The following is a 17981-nucleotide window of genomic DNA, read 5'->3' as shown; positions in this document are numbered from 1 at the left end:
ACCCACGGCCGCGCGCTCGCCGCGGCGCGGGTGGTCAGGCGGAGAACAGGGCCACGATGAGCACGGCGATCACCACGGCCGCGACGGCGGCCACGGTCATGAGCACCAGCATGCCGTTGCGGCGGCCGGCGGGCTTCTGCTCCGGGTTCCCCGCGATGGCGAACAGGTCGGTGCCGAGGCCCTTCCCCTGATGCGGGACCTGCGGCTGCGGCGTGACCGGCGGTTGCTGCGGCTGGGAGGCGGGCTGGGGCCGGCCCGTCGCCGACCCGGGCAGCGGATAGACCTGCTGGCCCGGCGACTTCGGGAGCTGGATGCGCTGGGTGGCGACGGCGCCCTCGTCGGTCGGCTGCCGCGGGGGCTGTGCCCGCTCGGTGGCCGGGGGGAGCGGTCCTTTGGGCCGCGCGATGCTGACCGTCCGCTCGGGGTCGTAGGCCGCCTCAGGGGACGAGGCGCCCGGGGTGGCGAAGGCGCCGGTCTGCGGCACGCCGCCAGGCGGGGGATAAACCGGCGGGGTGACCCGCGGCACGGTGGGCGCGTTGGGGCCGCTCGGCCCCTGCGCCCCCGAGGCGGGCCCCGGAACCGGTCGCTGCCCCGGCCCCTGTCGTCCACGCGCCTGTCCACCGGGCGCCTGTCCAGCGGGCGTCTGTCCACCGGGTCCCTGACCGCCGGGTCCCTGTCGGGTGGGCCTTTGCGCGCCCGGCCCGGCAGGTACGGCTCCACCGGGGACTGTGGGCACTGGGCCGCCAGGCCCTCCAGGCGCGGGACGGGCGGGAGCACCCACCGGTCGTCCACCGGGTCCTGCGGGCATCGGGCCGCCCGGCCCGGCAGGCCGCTGCATCCCCGGAGCGGCGGCCGGACCCCAAGGTCCTGGGGCACCGGGACGGCCTTGACCCGCGGGAGCGGGAGGCTGGGGAGGGGCGGGGTTCTTGGGGGCGGCGAACGGATCGGGCACGGCAGCCTCCTGCGCCATCAGAGCCTCCGCCGTGAGCACCGGCATCTCGCTCGTGGGGGTGTCGGCGACCATGCGCAGCAGGGTCTCCGCCTTGGCAGCGCCGAGCCGCTGCCGGTAGTCCTTGCTCAGCAGCCCGTTCAGCACGGGGCGCAGCTGCCCCGCCTGCGTGGGCGGGTCGGCGCTCTCGGTGAGCAGCGCCGCCAGCGTCTCCGCGATCGTGGCCCGCTCGTACGCGGGCCGACCCTCGACGGCGAAGTACAGAGTCGCCCCGAGCGACCAGATGTCGGACTCGGGGCCGGTGTACTCACCCCTGGCACGTTCCGGAGCCGTGTAGCCGGGCGAGCCGATCACCATGCCCGTCTTCGTCAGCCGCGAGTCGCCCTCGGCCTTGGCGATGCCGAAGTCGGTCAGCACCACGCGCCCGCTCTCGGTGATGAGCACGTTGCCCGGCTTGACGTCGCGGTGGGTGATGCCCTGGGCGTGCGCGGCGCGCAGCGCCCCGAGCAGATCCACGCCGATCTCGGCCACCAGCCGGGGCGGCAGCGGCCCCTCCTCCTCGACCACCTGCTCCAGCGAGCGGGCCTCGATGAGCTCCATGATGATCCACGGGCTGTCGTGCTGGATCAGCACGTCGTGGATGGCGGCGACGGAGGGGTGGTTGATGCGTGAGGCGATGCGCCCCTCACGGACCATGCGTTCGCGCAGCTCGGTCCGCTGTTCCTCGGTGAGACCGGGGTCCTGGCGGATTTCCTTGACCGCCACCTCGCGCCCGAGCGCGCGGTCGCGGGCGCGCCACACGGTGCCCATGGTCCCCCGGCCGAGCGGGGCTATGAGCTCGTAGCGCTCCGCGAGCAGGCGGGTCTGCTGTTCCGGCATGAGAAGAAGATATCGATTCTCGCTTGGGAAGTGCTTTAACCTCGCTTGCGAAGTTCTCTTGGCCAGAACCGTCGAGGAAGGCACAACTTTATCACCGCCGCTTTGAAACGGGCATAAGCGGACGGCGTCGGCCGCGCTTCGACACGTCTCCTGTGCACGCCCTCACCGGGCTTGCGTTCCAGCCGCGGCGCAGGGACCGACAGCGCTGTCGTGGTGACGTCCGCCCTGTGCAGCCCGCGATGCGCGGGCCTGCGTGTGAAAGACGGCGGCGTGATGGTCGACGTGCCCATCCGGATGGACTTGCGCGGAGGCAGGGGCTCCTCGGCCGAGCCTCCCGCGGCCACCCTGGCCAGCATGAGCGAGGCCCGTACGGAGTCGAGCCTGGTCTGCGGATCGATCCTGAGCAGCGCGTCAAGCACGGGGGCCAGCGGCCCCGCCTTGGTCATCGGGATCGGCTCGCCACTGGTGAGCGCCGCGAGCGCGGCGGCGGCCGTACGGCGACCGTGCAGACCCCTGCCCTCGACGGCGGTGTAGAGGGTCGCGCCGAGCGACCACAGATCCCCCGCGGGGCTGGCCTTCGAACCAAGCAACCGCTCTGGAGCGATGTAGCCCGCGGAACCGAGAACGATGCCCACCTGGGTGATGGAAACGTCACCTTCGAGTGCGGCCAGACCGAAGTCGGTGAGCACCGCGCGGTCCTCGGTCACCAGCACGTTGCTCGGCTTGACGTCGCGGTGCAGGATGCCCTTGGCGTGGACGGCGCGCAGCGCCCCGAGGATCTGCCGGCCGATCTCGGCGGCCCTGCGCGGGTGGAGCGGTCCTTCCTCCTGGATGAGCTGCTCCAGGGACTTGGCCCGGAGCAGCTCCATCACGATCCACGGCCGGTCGTCCTCGGTGACCACGTCGAAGACGGTGATGACCGACGGGTGCGCGACCATCGCGGTCGCCCTGCCCTCGCGCTCGGTCCGCGCGCACAGCTCGGCACGCAGCTCCTCGTCGAGCACGGACGGCAGGCGCACCTCCTTGACCGCCACTTCGCGGTCGAGCAGCTCGTCATGCGCTCGCCAAACGGTGCCCATGCCACCGCGGCCAACCGGCTCCACAAGCCGGTAGCGCGCGGCGAGTAGGTAACCAGAGGGCGCACGCATGCCTGGCAGCTTACCTATTTGTGTAAACCGACCAGTAGAGGCGCGGCCGATAAATTGTTGCGAACTTAAGTCAACCTGCCTGACTCGTCACGTCAGCAAACCTCCTGGCCGCATCGGCCCAGTTCACGAGGTCCCACAGTTTCTCGACGTAGTCCGGGCGGACGTTGCGATACTGAAGGTAGTACGCGTGCTCCCAGGCGTCGAACACCAGCAGCGGAGTGGTGTTCATGCCGACGTTGCCATGGTGGTCATAGACCTGCTCGTCGATGGCGTCCCTGAGCGGCTCGTCCGGTGACAGGTTCTCCCAGAAGATCGAGTGCAGTACGTGCCCGGACAGGTTGAAGGCGAACGTCTTCTCCAGGCCCACCAGGTTCGAGAACTCGGCCTTGTCGCGGGCCTCGGCCAGCTTCCCCGCCCAACTTTCTCGAGCGCGTTTGCGCAGCTCGCCGGGCATGTGTGTCGTCCGGCACACCTGTGTCGCAGATAAATGTGCATGATGCCTGGTAGGGGGCTTTCAGGCGTACGGCAGGCTGACTGTCAGGAACTTCAGGGATGCTGTCAGCAGCTTGTAAGGGTGCCGTAAGGGGGGCGGAGCATGGTACAGCCAAGAGAGAAGGCGTTCTCCCAAAGGCCCGCAAACTGTCGGTCCAGACGGTCAGACTGAGGGTGTACGCCAGGTTCCACCACTAACGACAGGCTATTGAGGGACGTGATGAAGATGCGCCAGACCCAGGTTCGCCGCCGGCCCAAGAGGTCGACCAGAGCCACCACGCTGGACCTTCGCACGCCATCGGGGCGCCCGCTGCCCTTTTGAATGCCAGGAATCAGGAGCGCAATCTGAGAGGTGCGCGATGTGCAGTCACTACCCCGTTTGCCCCAGCGCCGACTCGCCCGATCGTGAGGCGTCGCACGTCATCGCGGCCCACCCTGACCAGGGCTGGAGCCTGCTCTGCAACGGCGTCGTGCTGTTCGAGGACACCGGTCTGCTGCTGCCCGACGGCACCGTCGTGGCACCGCACCGGTCCCCGGTGGCCGCGTGAACGTCTACTCGCTTCCCGCCCCCCGCGCCGTCCTCCCGGCGCACCCCCCGCGACTCACCTTCTACGGCTGAGGGTTCTGCCGCATCGCCACCACCGCGGCTCGCGCCCACAGCCGGCCGCGGGGACGGGGCTCGGGAGGCGCGTCGCCCGCGGTGGTCGTTCGGTTCTCCGGGACGCCGGCCCTCGAGGGCGACGGCGGCCCGGCATCGCGTCGGTTCAGCGGCGGCCGATGGTCAGGACCGGGCCGGTGCGGTCGGTGAAGAAGTCATCACCCTTGTCGTCCACCACGATGAACGCCGGGAAATCCACCACCTCGATCTTCCAGACCGCCTCCATCCCCAGCTCCGGATATTCCAGCACCTCGACCTTCTTGATGCAGTCCTGCGCCAGCCGCGCCGCGGGCCCGCCGATGGACCCCAGGTAGAAGCCGCCGTGCTCCTGGCAGGCCTCGGTGACCTGCTTGGACCGGTTGCCCTTGGCCAGCATGACCATCGATCCGCCCGCCGCCTGGAAGCGCTCCACGTACGAGTCCATCCGCCCGGCGGTCGTCGGCCCGAACGAGCCGGAGGCGTACCCCTCGGGGGTCTTGGCCGGTCCGGCGTAGTAGACGGCGTGGTCCTTCATGTATTGCGGCATCTCGCCGCCGTTGTCCAGGAGCTCGGCGATCTTGGCGTGGGCGATGTCGCGGGCGACCACGAGAGGGCCGGTGAGGGAGAGGCGGGTCTTGACCGGATATCTCGTCAGCTCGGCGAGGATCTCGGGCATGGGCCGGTTGAGGTCGATCTGCACGACGTCGTCCGAGAGGTGTTCGTCGGTGGTCTCCGGGAGGAAGCGTGCCGGGTCGGTTTCCAGCTTCTCCAGGAAGACGCCCTCAGGCGTGATCTTGGCCAGCGCCTGGCGGTCGGCCGAGCAGGAGACCGCGATGGCCACCGGGCAGGACGCCCCGTGCCTGGGCAGGCGGATTACGCGTACGTCGTGGCAGAAGTACTTGCCCCCGAACTGCGCGCCGATCCCCAGCTTCTGCGTCAGCTCGAAGACCTTGGCCTCCATCTCCAGGTCGCGGAACCCGTGCCCCGAGGCCGAGCCCTCCGTGGGGATCGAGTCGAGGTAGCGGGCGCTGGCGTACTTGGCGGTCTTCAGCGCGAACTCGGCGGAGGTGCCGCCCACGACGACGGCCAGGTGGTACGGCGGGCAGGCAGCGGTGCCCAGCGAGCGGATCTTCTCCTCCAGGAAGGCCATCATGCGCTTCTCGTTGAGCACGGCCTTGGTCTCCTGGTACAGGAACGACTTGTTGGCCGAGCCGCCGCCCTTGGCCATGAACAGCAGTTTGTACTCGTCCGGATGGCCGTGCGGGTCCTCGGCGTAGAGCTCGATCTGGGCGGGCAGGTTGTCGCCGGTGTTCTTCTCGTCCCACATGGTCAGCGGGGCCATCTGCGAGTAACGCAGGTTGAGCTTGGTGTACGCGTCGTACACGCCCCGCGAGATGTGCTCGGCGTCGAGCCCGTCGGTCAGCACGTGGCGCCCGCGCTTGCCCATGACGATCGCGGTGCCGGTGTCCTGGCACATGGGGAGGACGCCGCCGGCGGAGATGGAGGCGTTCTTGAGCAGGTCGAGCGCCACGAACCGGTCGTTGCCGCTGGACTCGGGGTCATCGACGATCTTCCTGAGCTGGGCGAGGTGCGAGGCCCGCAGGAAGTGGGAGATGTCATGGATGGCCGTCTCGGTCAGCAGCCGCAGCGCCTCCGGCTGGACCTCGAGGAACGTACGCCCGGCCGCCTCGACTTTCCGCACCCCCTCCGATGTGATCAGCCGATACTCGGTCTCATCGGCTCCCAGCGGCAGCAGGTCGGTGTAGTCGAAGTCGCCCATGTCCATCCTTTCGATCCCCCAAGAGATTACGCGCCTCCCGGTGCGGGCACTTCAGAGACCGCCCGTGACCGTTCCGCGGTCAGGCCCACGAGGATGCCCGCGATCACGAGCCCCGCGCCCAGCAGGTCGTACGCGGACGGCGTCGCGACCCCGAGCACCACCCCCGTCACGATGGCGCCCACCGGGATGAGCCCCGCGAACAGCCCGGCCCGGCCGGGGCCCAGCCTGGGCAGCGAGCTGTACCAGAGGAAGAACGCCACCACCGTCACCACGACCGCCAGGTACGCGAACCCGAGCACCTCCGCCCAGGTCGGCGGCCTGAACATCCCAGCCATCCCGTCATCCGCCAGCCCGGCCACGGCCAGCAGGGGCACGGCCAGCGCCGTCGAGTAGGCCGACACCCTGATCGCCCCCAGCTTCGGCAGCAGCGGGATGGCCAGCATGGAGAAGCTCACCTCGCCCACGAGCGCGCCCAGGGCCCACATCAGTCCGGGCAGGTTGCCGCTGCCGAGCCCGGTGGCCAGCGTCGCCCCGGCCACCACCACGCAGGCCCCGGCCAGCAGGCGGGGCGCCGGGCGGCCACCGGCCAGCGCGAGGGCCAGCGGCACGGTGCCGAGCACGGTCCCGACCAGAGCGGGCCCGGCGGCGCGGGTCGACTCGACCACGCATACGTTGAAGATCACCAGGCCGAGCATGGTGAGCCCGCCCAGGCAGAGGGCCTCGCGCAGGGTGAGCCGGACGAACCGCAGGCCGAGCGCTCGCGTCACGAGGAGCAGAACGACCGAGGCCGCGAGATACCGGACCGCCTGTCCGCCGTATATGGGATAGCCGTCCACGAGTCCCGACACCCCGGCCAGCGTCCCGACGAGGAACATGGCCGAGGCAGCCCCGACGATGCCGCTTCTCATGCGAAGGATGCTAGGGAGACAATGGTTCGCACAAACAGTCCAATGTCCCGCCAAAAGACAGGACCAATATGGCTGACCTCCATATCCGGATAAATCGTGATGGGGGAGGGATCGCCGGGCAGATCGCCGCTGAGCTGCGCGAATCCATCAGAGGCGGCCGGCTGACCCCCGGCACCCGCCTTCCCGCCACCCGCGACCTGGCCACCGACCTTCAGGTCTCCAGGGGCGTGGTGGTGGAGGCGTACGAGCAGCTCGTCGCCGAGGGTTTCCTGGTGTCCAGGGTGGGCGTCGGCACCCAGGTCACCCCCAAGGCCGCCGCCAGGCCTGTCACCCGGGCCTCGCCCCGCCCCGAGCCGGCGCGCCCGGGCGCCCCCGTGTGCGCGCCGTACTACGGGCACCGCCCCACCTCGCCCGACCTCAGCCACTTCCCCCGAGAGCGCTGGCTCGCCGCCGTCAGACATGTCCTGACCACCGTCCCGTCGGAAGCCCTCGACTACGGCGACCCCGGCGGGGTGCCCGAGCTGCGCGAAGAGCTGGCCGGCTACCTCAGGCGGGTCAGGGCGGCGGACGTGCGGCCGGAGAACCTCGTCATCGTGGGCGGCGTGGCCCAGGGCCTCAGCCTGGTCCTGCACGTGCTGAGCCGGAAGGGCCCGCTCCAGCTGGCCGTCGAGGACCCGACGAGCCATCGCCAGGCGCCGCTGCTCAGGCGGGCGGGCGCGCACCTCGTGCCGGTCCCCGTGGACGAGGAGGGCCTGGACGTGCGGCGGCTGAGCGGCGACGCCGTCCTGGTCACGCCGGCGCACCAGTACCCGACGGGCGTGGTCCTCTCGCCGCCGCGCCGTGCCGCCCTGATGGAGTGGGCGTACGCGGGTGACCGGACGATCCTGGAGGACGACTACGACGCCGAGTTCCGCTTCGACCGCGACCCGGTCGGCTGCCTCCAGGGCCTGGCCCCCGACCGGGTGATCCTCTCGGGCAGCGTGAGCAAGGCCATGGCGCCGGGCCTGCGCCTGGGCTGGCTGGCGGCGCCGCCCGACCTGGCCGAGGCGGTGCGCCGGGCACGAGGAGAGCTGGACCTGGGCTCGCCGGTCATCGAGCAGTACGCGCTGGCGCACTTCCTGCGTACCGGCGGCTACGACAAGCACCTGCGCAGGATGCGCCGGGAGTACCGCCGCCGCAGGGACGCCCTGGTCAGGGCGCTGGCCGAGGAGCTGCCCGAGATCCGGGTCAAGGGCATCGAGGCGGGCCTGCACGTCTACCTGGAGCTGCCGGACGGCTGGGACGAGCTCAAAACCACGCGCGCCGCGCAGGAGCTCGGCCTGTCCACCGAGCCGGTGGGGCCGATGCGCGACTCGCCGGGGCCCGCGGCCGTGGTGGTGGGCTTCGCCCGGCTGCCGGCGCACAAGGCATTTGAGGCCGTACGAGGCTTGAAGGTCAGAATGTCAGGACAAAAGGTTGACTGAGGGATAAGACCTCGCTTAGAAAGAAAGCCGGATTTCCGATTGGAGGCGTCATGCGTGTCGGACTGCTGGGTCTGGGCAGGATCGGAGCCTTTCACGCCGCGACCCTGGCCGCGCATCCGCTGGTGGACGAGCTGATCGTGGCCGATCCCGTGCGTATGTCGCCGTACGGCAGGCCCGGGGACCCCTTCGATTCGGACGCTGTAGTCATCGCCACCCCGACCGGCACCCACGCCGAGCTCATCATGAAGGCCTGCGAGCTGGGCATACCGGTCTTCTGTGAGAAGCCGGTCGCGAGCACGGTGGCCGAGACCGTCAAGGTGCTGGAGACGAGCGCCGGCAACCGGGTGCAGATCGGGTTCCAGCGCAGGTTCGACCCCGGCTACGTGGCGGCGGCGCGCGCGCTGCGCGCCGGGGAGCTGGGGGAGCTGCACCGCGTTCACCTGATCACCGCCGACCCCGCGCCGCCGCCCGCCGAGTACATCGCGACCTCGGGCGGCATCTTCCGCGATTGCCACATCCACGACTTCGACATCCTGCGCTGGGTGACGGGCCGCGAGGTGGTCTCGGTGCACGCGACGGGGGCGAACCGCGGGGCGTCGTTCTTCGCGGAGGCGGGCGACGTCGACAACAGCGCCGCGCTGCTCACCCTGGACGACGGCACGCTGGCCACCCTGCAGGGCTCGCGCTACAACGGCGCCGGGTACGACGTCCGCATGGAACTGGCCGGCGCCAAGCGCACCCAGGCCGTCGGCCTCGGCCCGCGCGCCCCGTTGCACTCGACCGAGGGCCTGCCCGGCCTCGATGAGCCCTGGCCGGACTTCGTCACCCGGTTCGAGGCCGCCTACCGCAGCGAGATCGACGGCTTCCTGACCAGCGACAAGAGCCTCTGCACGATCGAGGACGCACTCGAGGCCCTCTACGTGGCCGAGGCCGCCGACCTGTCGCTGCGCGAACGCCGTACCGTCGAGGTCGCCGAGGTGCGCGGCTGAGACCGTCGCCCCGCTGCGGCGCCCGGTCCGATGGCCGGTAAGGCGACTCAGCGCACGGCGGCGCGCGTCGCTCGCCGCGCTCTCGGCATTGCCCCATGACCCCCCTGTGCCGGTTTTGCGTCTCGGCGAGCGATGGGGCGTGCGGCAGGGGGCCTCCGGCTGGGGTCAGGCGGCGGAGGGGTTGGCGGCTCGGCGCCTGGGCTCGAAGCCCGGGGCGAGGACGATGATGACGCCGGCCAGCACCAGAGGCGCGGCGAACGCCCATCGCATGTCCGCCGCGTCCGCTATGCCGCCCACCAGGGCCGCGCCCACGATGAAGCCGATGTAGTTGAAGAGGTTCACCCGGGCGATGGCCACTCCGGTCCCGGCCGGGTCGAGCTTGCCCGCCGCCGAGAACGACTGCGGCGCCACCACCGACAGTCCCACTCCGGTCAGCCCGAAGGCGACGATGGCCAGCGGCTGGTTCGGGGCGAGTACGACGCCGAGGAAACCCAGGGTGGCGATCACGCCGCCGATCCTGACGATGGCGGCGGGCCCGTACCGCCGGACCGCGAAATCGCCGCCGAGCCGGACGGCCAGCGTGGTCGCCTGGTAGGCGGCGTACGCCAGCGGGATCACCTGCGCACTCGCTTGGAGCACGTTCTTCATGAACAACGTGTTGAAGTTCGACACCGCGGCGTCGCCGACGTACAGGAACCCCATGGCCAGGCAGAGCGGGATGATCGGCCGCCACGGGAACCTGCCGGTGGCCGCGCCGGCGGGAGCGTCCTCGACCTTCTCCTCCTCCGGCGTGTACAGGTCACGCCCGGAAACGAGCGAGCCCGCCACCGCGAGCACCATCGGGATCGACATGATCAACGGGAGCGGGAGATCGGCGGCCACCGACGCCCATGCCGCCCCTAGCACGCTGAGCGCGCTCCACACGCAGTGGAACCCGTTCAGCACCTGCACGCCGTACCTGCGCTCGACCGCCACGCCCTGCATGTTCATGCCCGCGTCCACCGCGCCCACCGCCACGCCGAACAGCAGCAGCACCGGCACCAGCAGCGGCACGCTGGGCGCGAGCCCGGCGAGCACCACGGCGACCGCGACCACCGGCTGGGCGACGCGCAGGAGCAGCTTGCTGCCGAACCGGGCGGCGAACGTGCCCGCCGCCACGCTGCCGACCCCCGCGAACACGGGCACGATCAGCAGCAGGAGCGTCAGCGCGCCCTCGCTGAGGCCGTGCTTGGCCTGCAGGTTCGCGACCTGGATGAGCAGCGAGGCGAAGGACAGGCCCTGTACGGCATAGACGACGTACGTGGCGATGCGGGCCTGACGATCACGCGAGGACGGCACGACGGCCTCCTGATGGGGGGAATCAAACGTGAGGCGGGGTCAGGTTAGCGGCCCGCCACTCCGTTCCGCCAGCCCGCCACCGCACCCCGTCCAGCCCGTCACCGCACCGGCGCCAGCCCGCCACGGCATCGGGCCCAGCCCGTCACGGCACCGGCGTCAGCCCGCCACGGCACCGGGCCCAGCCCGTCACCGCACCCCGTCCAACTCGCCCGCCGGCCCCGGCCTTGCTCCCTCGCCGCTCGAGGCCTCACCGAGCTGATCGGCCTGCCCTGTCGTGCTCAGCTGCCTGGCCGCGGCCCAAACGCCGAGCGCGAGGAGAGCGGCCACTTCCGTCACGGCCAGGCCGCGCTCCACGAGCCCGAGCGGCATGGCGCGCCACCACGGCAGCCCGTCTATCGCCCCGATCAGCATGAGCGTGGCGATGCCCACGACCCACAGCACCGAGCAGACCCCGAGCCCGAACGCCACCAGCGTGGCCCGCGACCGCTCCCGGTGCCGCCAGGGCCTGGCGATGATCACGGCGGCCAGCGGCAGGCTGAGGAAGGCGATGAAGCTGCCCACCCGGTGGATGCTCCCGTGCAGGCTCGGCCCCACCGACCAGTCGTTCTTCTCGAACCACGCCGTCAGGAACAGCCCCATGCTCCACCCCATGAGCGCGATGGTGCCGAAGATCCCGGCCAGCCTCTTGCGTGCCAGCGACACCCCGATGGCCGCCGACCCGGCCGCGAGCAGCCCCACTGCCAACCCGAAGATCCATCCGTCAGGGCCGAGGCCGTGCTCGCTGATGGTCCGCCTGAGCGGGTTCATCTCGTCGAAGCTGGTCAGCTCCAGGACCACGATCACCGCTATGCCCGCGCCTGCCGCGCCGAGACCCCATCGCGCCGGTTGATGCACGCGCAAACCTCCCTTTTCCGAGATCAACGGAGAGGAGCGCGCGGAGATTCCTCTCAGGTCAGGACTGACCTCATGCCTTCAGCCTTCCCCCTCCGTCCACGGTCACCACGGTCCCGGTCACGAACGAGTTGCGCACGACGTACTCGATCGTGGCGGCCACGTCCTCGGGCCTGCCGACGCGCCCGACCGGCAGGCTGGCGGCGGCGCCCTCCAGGAACGTGGCCCGGGCCTCGTCGCCCAGCTCTGACCACCAGTCGGTGTCGATCACGCCGGGGGAGACCGCGTTCACCCTGATGGGCGCCAGCTCGACCGCCAGGCCGGGAACCACGGCCTCGAGGGCCCCGTTCACCGCCGCCAGCACGGCGATGCCGGGAAGGGCCGCGCCCGCCGACGCGGCCGTCACGAAGGTGATCGAGCCCCCGGGGCTCAGCGCGCCGAGCGCGGCCTGTGCGGTCAGCAGGTGCGGGACCAGCTTGTTCTGCACCGCGCCGGTCAGCGTCTCGCTGGTCAGCGAGCTCAGCGGCCCCGCGCCGCCCCGGCCCGTCACGGTGATGATCAGATGATCGACGCTGCCGAGCCGCTCGAACAACGCCCGCGTCGCGCCGGTGTCACGGGCGTCGACGACTTCTCCGCTCACTGGGCCGCTCACTGGGCCGCTCGCCTGGTCGCCGAGCTGCTTCAACGCCGCCTGCAGGCGCTCCTCCGAGCGGCCCGTGACGAACACCTCCGCGCCGCCCGCGGCCAGCCGGGCCGCCGTAGCCAGGCCGATGCCGGTCGTGCCGCCGACGATCACTACTCGCATCTCTGAATCCCCTTCAATACGAGACATCATGCCTCGAATATAAACGAGGCACAGTGTCTTGTAAAGTGGGCGCCATGGTTGGCAGACCGCGCAGCGAAGTGGCCAGGAAGGCGATCCTCCGGGCGGCGCTCGATTTGTGCGCCCGGGACGGATACCAGAACGTCACCATGAAGGGCATCGCTCAGGCGGCCGGAAGCGGCAGGCAGACCGTCTACCGGTGGTGGCAGACCAAGGCGCAGGTGCTGCTCGAGAGCCTGACCGACGTCCTGGCCGAGGACCTCCCGGAGGTGCCGGACACCGGGGACGCGCGGGCCGATCTCGTGACGTTCCTGGAGCAGACGTTCGTGCTGGCGCAGGGGGTCGCGGGCCAGGTGGTCGTGGGGCTGATGGCCGACGCCCAGTCCGACCCCGGGCTGGCCGCCGAGCTGCGGGCCAAGCTCATCGAGCCGCGCCGCGCGGCCCTCCGCTCAGTGCTGGCACGCGGCGCCGTACCGGATGACGTGGATCTGGACCTGGCCGTCGATCTCGTGTTCGGTGCGATGTGGTACCGGCTGCTCAACCGCCACGCCGAGGTGAACGTGGACCTGGCGGAGGAGATTGCCGGACTTCTGGCGCGAATCCGCTGATGCGGGTCCGTTTGGCGCGAGCGATTCTCGCGGGCGCCGGTTATCGTCGGATGTGTGAACGAACGCGCGGGATCGTGGCTGCCGAAGCTGCAGGAAGTCGGAGAGCGGCTGGCCGAGGAGTTTGTGTCGGCCCGGCGACCGCAGGCGGCGAACGACGTGCCGCCACCCCACGAGCTCCGCGCGTCCGACGCCGACCGTGAGCGCATCGCCCAGGTGCTCCAGGACGCGCACGCCGACGGCCGGCTCACCCTCGACGAGCTGGAGGAGCGGCTGGGCGTCCTCTACTCCGCGCGCACGCTCGGCCAGCTGGCCGAGCTCACCGCCGACCTGCTGCCCGCCGACCAGCAGCCGCTCAACCTGGACGGCCGCCCCGTGTCGGCCATCTTCAAGCAGGAGCAGCGCGGCGGGCGCTGGGTCGTGCCGGCCGAGCTGGACGTGACGGCCATGTTCGGCACCACCAAGCTGGACTTCCGCGACGCGATCCTGCAGAACCGGCAGGTCATCATCAACGCCACCCTGGTCTTCGGCGGGCTGGAGATCCACGTGCCCGAGGGGCTCGAGGTGATCAGGGTCGCCAAGGGCAAGTCGGTCCGCCTGACCAAGCAGCCGACCGACCCCGGCGCGCCCGTCGTCGAGGTGCGGACCACGAACTTCGTGGGCGAGATCAAGGTCAAGGAGCCCCCTCGCCGCAAACGCCGCCGCTGACCACCGCCCCGCCGCCGCCAGCGCCGCTGCTCCGCCCGCGCCGCTACCCGCCTCCAACGGCGCCCTCGGGCCGCGCCTGCGCGAGGGGCCGCCGCTCAGGGGCGCCATGGCCGCCGCTGGGCGAGCGCTCCCGAGCCACGGTGCCGTGGCCGCGGCTGCCCGGGGCGCTCCCGAGTCACGGTGCCATGGCCGCGACTGCCCGGGGGCGCGGCGGCTCGGGGCGGCGCGGTCGCGACTGCGCCGAGCCGTGCGTCGGCGCGCCCGGTCGCCGGCGGTGCGCTCAGCCCGCGGTGTCGAAGTTGATCGCGCTGTACGCCCGCAGCTTCCAGAGCTGGTGCTCGCTCTCGATCTTGCGGATGGTTCCCGACCGGCCGCGCATCACCAGCGACTCGGTCACCGCCGAGCCCGCGCGGAACCGTACGCCCTGCATGAGCTCGCCGTGCGTGATGCCGGTCGCCGCGAAGAACACGTCGTCGGACCTGACCAGGTCGTTCGTGGTGAGCACCTGGTTGAGGTCGTGCCCGGCGTCCAGGGCCTTGCGGCGTTCGGCGTCGTCGCGCGGCCAGAGCTTGCCCTGGATCACGCCGCCCAGGCACTTGAGCGCGCACGCGGCCACGATGCCCTCCGGCGTGCCGCCGATGCCCAGCATCAGGTCGATGCCGGTGCCCGTACGGGCCGCCATGATCGCGCCGGCCACGTCGCCGTCGGTGATGAACTTGATCCGCGCGCCCGTCTCCCTGATCTCCTTGACCAGCCGCTCGTGCCTGGGCCGGTCGAGCACGACCACGGTCACGTCGGACGGCGAGCAGTGCTTGGCCCTGGCGACCGCGTTGATGTTCGCGGAGACGGGCGCCTCGATGTCGACCACGTCGGCCGCCTCGGGGCCGGTGACCAGCTTCTCCATGTAGAACACGGCCGACGGGTCGTACATCGAGCCGCGCTCGCTCACCGCGATCACCGACACCGCGTCGGGCATGCCCAGCGCGGTCAGCCGGGTGCCGTCGATGGGGTCCACGGCCACGTCGCAGTCGGGGCCGCTGCCGTCGCCCACCTGCTCGCCGTTGAACAGCATCGGGGCGTGGTCCTTCTCGCCCTCGCCGATGACCACCACGCCGTTCATGGAGACCGTGTTGATCAGCTGGCGCATGGCGTTCACCGCCGCGCCGTCGGCGCCGTTCTTGTCGCCCCGGCCGACCCACCTGGCCGCCGCCATCGCGGCCGCCTCCGTCACGCGGACCAGTTCCAGCGCCAGGTTCCGGTCAGGGGCGTGCTCACCCGTGGCGAGCGCGGGCGGTACGGATGTCTGATCGGACATGATGAGCAGCCTCCTTGTGGGAAATCTACGTCGATCGTAGTTGCCCCTCTATTCCCGCCCAGAGGGGGATAATCTGCTCAGACTCCGACGGATTCTCCATGGAGGGCGACCTGGGTAAGCTTCGACTGGGTTGCCCTGTGATAACGGGGGACGGATTTTGCGCCATACCGTGTGCACGTGAAGGATCTTGCCTCCACGATGGAGCATGGCGCCCCGCCATGGAGGAGATCTGAATGAGCGATGTGGAGAACATGGCGGTCCAGCCGCGCACGTCCGAGCGCGGCGCGGCCACCCGGAGCTCGCTCCTGGGCGCCGCCAGGGAGGTCTTCGTCTCCAAGGGGTTCGCCGAGGCGGGCGTGACCGACGTGGTGGCCAGGGCCGACGCCAGTGTGGGTAGCCTGTATCACCACTTCTCCGGCAAGGCCGATCTCTACCTCACGCTGTTCGAGGAGTTCCAGGCCAGGCAGACACAGCGGACCAAGCAGGCAGCCCGCGCGGCTCGCGCCGCCGGCGAGACCGACCCGATGCGCGTGTTCATCAGTGCCGCCCACGCCTATCTCGAAGGGTGCCTGGAGGAGCGCGAGCTGGCCGACCTGTTCCTGCGCGGCGACGGGCCGCCCGGCTTCGACGTGGTCATGCGCGACAGGCTGCGCAAGTGGGCGCAGCTCAACGCGGCGCTGTTCGAGGACGAGAGCGCGCTGGTCGTGGTGGTCACGGGCGCGCTGGCCGCGGCCGTGTCCGAGGTGGTGCGTACGGGCGACCGCGGCCTGGCCGAGGAGGTGCTCGCCATCATCGGCCAGATCCGTCCGGCCACTTCGGCGACCGCCCCCACCAGCGGGTAACCTCGCCAACTGTGCGACGGTTCACTCAAGGTTTCTACGGCTACGCGGTAGCGCTGTTCGTCTGCCTCGCGGCGGCCGGGCTGTTCCTGCTGATCACCCCGCAGAGCCGGGAGGAGCACATTCCGCGGCTCGACTACTCGATCACCGTCGCCAACTTCGGCCACTCGGTGCCGTACGGCGTGTGGGCCCCGCAGAAGGACCCGGCGGGCTGGATCCCCAACAGCAACAAGATCGCCAAGGGGGAGAACGGCGCGCAGGTCCTCTACCTCGGCTACGCCACGGCCAAGCGCCAGCACGCGATGTTCGCGCAGAGCAACGAGCAGCCTGCGGCCGGGTTCGCCAGCCGCATGGCCAACTCCGACAAGGCCGTCGGCACGCAGCAGGTCGGCGGCGTGCCGTGGGAGCAGCGCTTCCGCGAGGACAAGAACCAGCGCTCGCTGATCCGTGTCCTGCCCGAGGTGACCCTCGTCATCACCGGCACAGCCGACTGGCCGGAGCTGGCCGAGCTGGCCTCCGTCCTGCAGCAGCGCCCCAAGGGCTGACCGCGCCGCGCTTCACGTACGCCTGCTCTGCGGATGTCGGCCGGCGCGTCTAGGGTGGTGCTCGTGGCAGCAGACGAGAAGGCACCCTCATACGAGCAGGCGCGCGAGGAGCTGACCGAGGTGGTGCGCCGGCTGGAGACCGGCGGGCTCACCCTGGAGCAGTCCATCGAGCTGTGGGAGCGCGGCGAGAAGTTGGCGGCGGTCTGCGAGGAGTGGCTCCAGGGAGCCAGGGTCAAGCTCGCCGCCGCCATGGCGCGCCGCTCCGAGCCCACGGCGGGCAACTCCGACGACGCGCCGTTCTGACGGTCCCGCCCCCTCCATGAGCCTCGCCCTCCCGTCCCGCTGACGGCTCGCCCCACTGGCGGCGTCTCTGTCGCGGCCAGCCGCCTTCCCGACGGCGTGCCGTCACGACGGCACCGACGGCGTGCTGGCGGCACCGGTGGCGGAGGTCAGGCAGCGGTCCGGTAGAGCGCCACCACGGGGATGCGGCGGCTCGTCTTGGCCTCGTAGTCGCGGAACCCCGACCACTTCCCCGCCATCCGCTCATAGAGCTGGTCGCGCTCGGCGCCCTCCACGACCACGGCCTTGACCTCGAACGTCTCCGCCCCTACCTCCGCCGTCGCCTCAGGCGTGGCGCGCAGGTTGTGGTACCAGGCAGGGTGACGGTCCGAGCCGGCGTTCGAGGCGATGACGACGTAGCGGTCGCCGTCGGCCAGATACAACATCGGCGTGGTCGACGGCTTGCCGCTCTTGGCTCCTGTGGTCGTGAGCAGCACCAGGGGACTGCCCTCGAACATGCCGCCGACCCGCCCCTCGTTGGCGCGGAACTCGTCAATGATCTGCTGGTTGAACTCGCTGGGCATCATTTACTCCCGTGAATCGGAGGACTCTCCGGTTCGGAGCTTAACCGGAGATCGCTCCGGTTGTCATCGGTATGCTTCAGCTGTGTGCGGACGTCGATTGCTGCCCGTCGTCGGGCAACCCCAGCCGGAGCGGGCCGACGCCGCGCGAAACCGGCAGAAGATCATTGAGGTGGCCGCCCGGATGATCGCCGAGCGCGGCGCCGACGACCTCTCCCTGGACGAGGTGGCCCGGGTCGCCGGCGTCGGGATCGGCACCGTCTACCGCCGCTTCGGCGACCGGGGTGGGCTCGTCTACGCCCTGATCGACGAGCAGGAGAGGCGCTTCCAGACCGCCTTCTTCTCCGGGCCGCCGCCGCTCGGCCCCGGCGCCCCCGCCGCCGAGCGGATCACGGCGTTCCTGTACGCGCTGGTCGACCGCATCGTGTCGCAACAGGGGCTCTTCCTGCTGCTGGACAAGGGGGACAAGGCGCAGAGGTTCGGGGGGCCGTACCAGGTCCACCACGTCCACCTGGCCGGTCTGATCGCCCAGGCCTGCCCGCGAGCCGACGCCACCTACCTGGCCGACGCCCTCCTCGCGCAGGCCAACGCCTGCCTGATCGCCTTCCAGCAGGAGCAGCGCGGCATGACTCACGAGCAGATCAAGGTCAGGCTGGCATGGCTGGCCGAGACCGTCATGCGCGGCCAGGAGCAGGGCCGCTAGGGAAAGGCGCGGCCAGGAGCAGGGCCGCCGGGGAGGGCGCGGCCAGGAGCAGGGCCGCCGGGGAGGGCGCGGCCGGGAGCAGGGCCGCCGGGGAGGGCGCGGCCGGGAG

General features: G+C 70.9%; 19 protein-coding genes. 9 read left to right on the top strand and 10 right to left on the bottom strand.

From position 1 onward, the window contains the following. Positions 1 to 34: 34 nt before the first annotated feature. The 3 genes from ACIBVN_RS20525 to ACIBVN_RS20515 all read right to left on the bottom strand — a co-directional run bounded on the left by ACIBVN_RS20525 (position 35) and on the right by ACIBVN_RS20515 (position 3430). Positions 35 to 1828 carry a protein kinase gene (locus tag ACIBVN_RS20525; protein ID WP_397138546.1) on the bottom strand — a complete coding sequence of 598 codons (1794 nt, stop codon included), beginning with the start codon at positions 1826 to 1828 and terminating at the stop codon, positions 35 to 37. Between the two features lie 35 nt (positions 1829 to 1863). After that, positions 1864 to 2976, bottom strand: a complete 1113-nt coding sequence (locus ACIBVN_RS20520; protein WP_397138544.1) for a serine/threonine-protein kinase — start codon at positions 2974 to 2976, stop codon at positions 1864 to 1866. Between the two features lie 70 nt (positions 2977 to 3046). Next, on the bottom strand, positions 3047 to 3430 hold the full coding sequence (locus ACIBVN_RS20515) for a superoxide dismutase (RefSeq protein ID WP_397138542.1): 384 nt from the start codon (positions 3428 to 3430) through the stop codon (positions 3047 to 3049). Between the two features lie 397 nt (positions 3431 to 3827). Between ACIBVN_RS20515 and ACIBVN_RS20510 the strand changes: the two genes are divergently transcribed. Then, entirely contained in the window at positions 3828 to 4016 is a 189-nt protein-coding gene (locus tag ACIBVN_RS20510; RefSeq protein ID WP_349448448.1) for a DUF5999 family protein, read from the top strand. Positions 4017 to 4232: 216 nt separating this feature from the next. Here the strand turns inward: ACIBVN_RS20510 and ACIBVN_RS20505 are convergent, their stop codons facing one another. Continuing rightward, on the bottom strand, positions 4233 to 5885 hold the full coding sequence (locus tag ACIBVN_RS20505; RefSeq protein ID WP_397138540.1) for a fumarate hydratase: 1653 nt from the start codon (positions 5883 to 5885) through the stop codon (positions 4233 to 4235). 26 nt (positions 5886 to 5911) lie between these two features. Further along, positions 5912 to 6793 (bottom strand): DMT family transporter, encoded by an 882-nt coding sequence (locus ACIBVN_RS20500; RefSeq protein ID WP_397138538.1) that lies wholly within the window; start codon positions 6791 to 6793, stop codon positions 5912 to 5914. Positions 6794 to 6861: 68 nt separating this feature from the next. On the opposite strand from ACIBVN_RS20500, the gene ACIBVN_RS20495 reads away from it, so the two are divergent. Together ACIBVN_RS20495 and ACIBVN_RS20490 are read left to right on the top strand one after the other, a co-directional pair. Then, a complete protein-coding gene (locus tag ACIBVN_RS20495) occupies positions 6862 to 8256 on the top strand; it encodes a PLP-dependent aminotransferase family protein (RefSeq protein WP_397138536.1) in 1395 nt (464 codons plus the stop codon). Between the two features lie 50 nt (positions 8257 to 8306). Beyond that, entirely contained in the window at positions 8307 to 9245 is a 939-nt protein-coding gene (locus ACIBVN_RS20490; RefSeq protein ID WP_397138534.1) for a Gfo/Idh/MocA family oxidoreductase, read from the top strand. A gap of 165 nt (positions 9246 to 9410) precedes the next feature. Here the strand turns inward: ACIBVN_RS20490 and ACIBVN_RS20485 are convergent, their stop codons facing one another. From ACIBVN_RS20485 to ACIBVN_RS20475, 3 genes are all read right to left on the bottom strand, one after another. Continuing rightward, positions 9411 to 10583 carry an MFS transporter gene (locus ACIBVN_RS20485; protein ID WP_397138532.1) on the bottom strand — a complete coding sequence of 391 codons (1173 nt, stop codon included), beginning with the start codon at positions 10581 to 10583 and terminating at the stop codon, positions 9411 to 9413. Between the two features lie 186 nt (positions 10584 to 10769). Next, positions 10770 to 11477: a DUF998 domain-containing protein gene (locus ACIBVN_RS20480; protein ID WP_397138530.1), complete on the bottom strand. Its 708-nt coding sequence runs from the start codon at positions 11475 to 11477 to the stop codon at positions 10770 to 10772. A gap of 70 nt (positions 11478 to 11547) precedes the next feature. After that, the gene (locus ACIBVN_RS20475; protein WP_397138528.1) at positions 11548 to 12279 is read right to left on the bottom strand and encodes an SDR family oxidoreductase; all 732 of its coding nucleotides are present in this window, start codon (positions 12277 to 12279) and stop codon (positions 11548 to 11550) included. 74 nt (positions 12280 to 12353) lie between these two features. Here ACIBVN_RS20475 and ACIBVN_RS20470 point away from each other — a divergent pair, with 74 nt between their 5' ends. Together ACIBVN_RS20470 and ACIBVN_RS20465 are read left to right on the top strand one after the other, a co-directional pair. Then, positions 12354 to 12905 carry a TetR/AcrR family transcriptional regulator gene (locus ACIBVN_RS20470; RefSeq protein ID WP_397138526.1) on the top strand — a complete coding sequence of 184 codons (552 nt, stop codon included), beginning with the start codon at positions 12354 to 12356 and terminating at the stop codon, positions 12903 to 12905. Positions 12906 to 12959: 54 nt separating this feature from the next. Further along, complete coding sequence (locus ACIBVN_RS20465) at positions 12960 to 13610, top strand: DUF1707 domain-containing protein (RefSeq protein WP_397138524.1); 651 nt, start codon at positions 12960 to 12962, stop codon at positions 13608 to 13610. Between the two features lie 280 nt (positions 13611 to 13890). Here the strand turns inward: ACIBVN_RS20465 and glpX are convergent, their stop codons facing one another. Next, positions 13891 to 14925, bottom strand: coding sequence for a class II fructose-bisphosphatase (gene glpX / locus ACIBVN_RS20460; RefSeq protein WP_349448457.1), 1035 nt, complete (start codon positions 14923 to 14925; stop codon positions 13891 to 13893). 233 nt (positions 14926 to 15158) lie between these two features. Here glpX and ACIBVN_RS20455 point away from each other — a divergent pair, with 233 nt between their 5' ends. The 3 genes from ACIBVN_RS20455 to ACIBVN_RS20445 are packed head-to-tail and all read left to right on the top strand — an operon-like array spanning position 15159 to position 16612. Then, a complete protein-coding gene (locus ACIBVN_RS20455; RefSeq protein ID WP_349448458.1) occupies positions 15159 to 15767 on the top strand; it encodes a TetR/AcrR family transcriptional regulator in 609 nt (202 codons plus the stop codon). Between the two features lie 11 nt (positions 15768 to 15778). Continuing rightward, the gene (locus ACIBVN_RS20450) at positions 15779 to 16309 is read left to right on the top strand and encodes a DUF4245 domain-containing protein (protein ID WP_397138521.1); all 531 of its coding nucleotides are present in this window, start codon (positions 15779 to 15781) and stop codon (positions 16307 to 16309) included. A 33-nt stretch (positions 16310 to 16342) separates the two neighbouring features. Beyond that, entirely contained in the window at positions 16343 to 16612 is a 270-nt protein-coding gene (locus ACIBVN_RS20445; RefSeq protein WP_397138519.1) for an exodeoxyribonuclease VII small subunit, read from the top strand. 146 nt (positions 16613 to 16758) lie between these two features. Here the strand turns inward: ACIBVN_RS20445 and ACIBVN_RS20440 are convergent, their stop codons facing one another. Further along, a complete protein-coding gene (locus ACIBVN_RS20440) occupies positions 16759 to 17175 on the bottom strand; it encodes a nitroreductase family deazaflavin-dependent oxidoreductase (protein WP_397138517.1) in 417 nt (138 codons plus the stop codon). 79 nt (positions 17176 to 17254) lie between these two features. Between ACIBVN_RS20440 and ACIBVN_RS20435 the strand changes: the two genes are divergently transcribed. Beyond that, positions 17255 to 17872, top strand: a complete 618-nt coding sequence (locus tag ACIBVN_RS20435) for a TetR/AcrR family transcriptional regulator (RefSeq protein WP_397138515.1) — start codon at positions 17255 to 17257, stop codon at positions 17870 to 17872. The last annotated feature ends 109 nt before the right edge of the window (positions 17873 to 17981 follow it).

The sequence above is a fragment of the Nonomuraea sp. NPDC049400 genome, assembly GCF_044466425.1.
Lineage (GTDB): Bacteria > Actinomycetota > Actinomycetes > Streptosporangiales > Streptosporangiaceae > Nonomuraea.
This window is presented reverse-complemented; position numbering and strand designations above follow the sequence as displayed.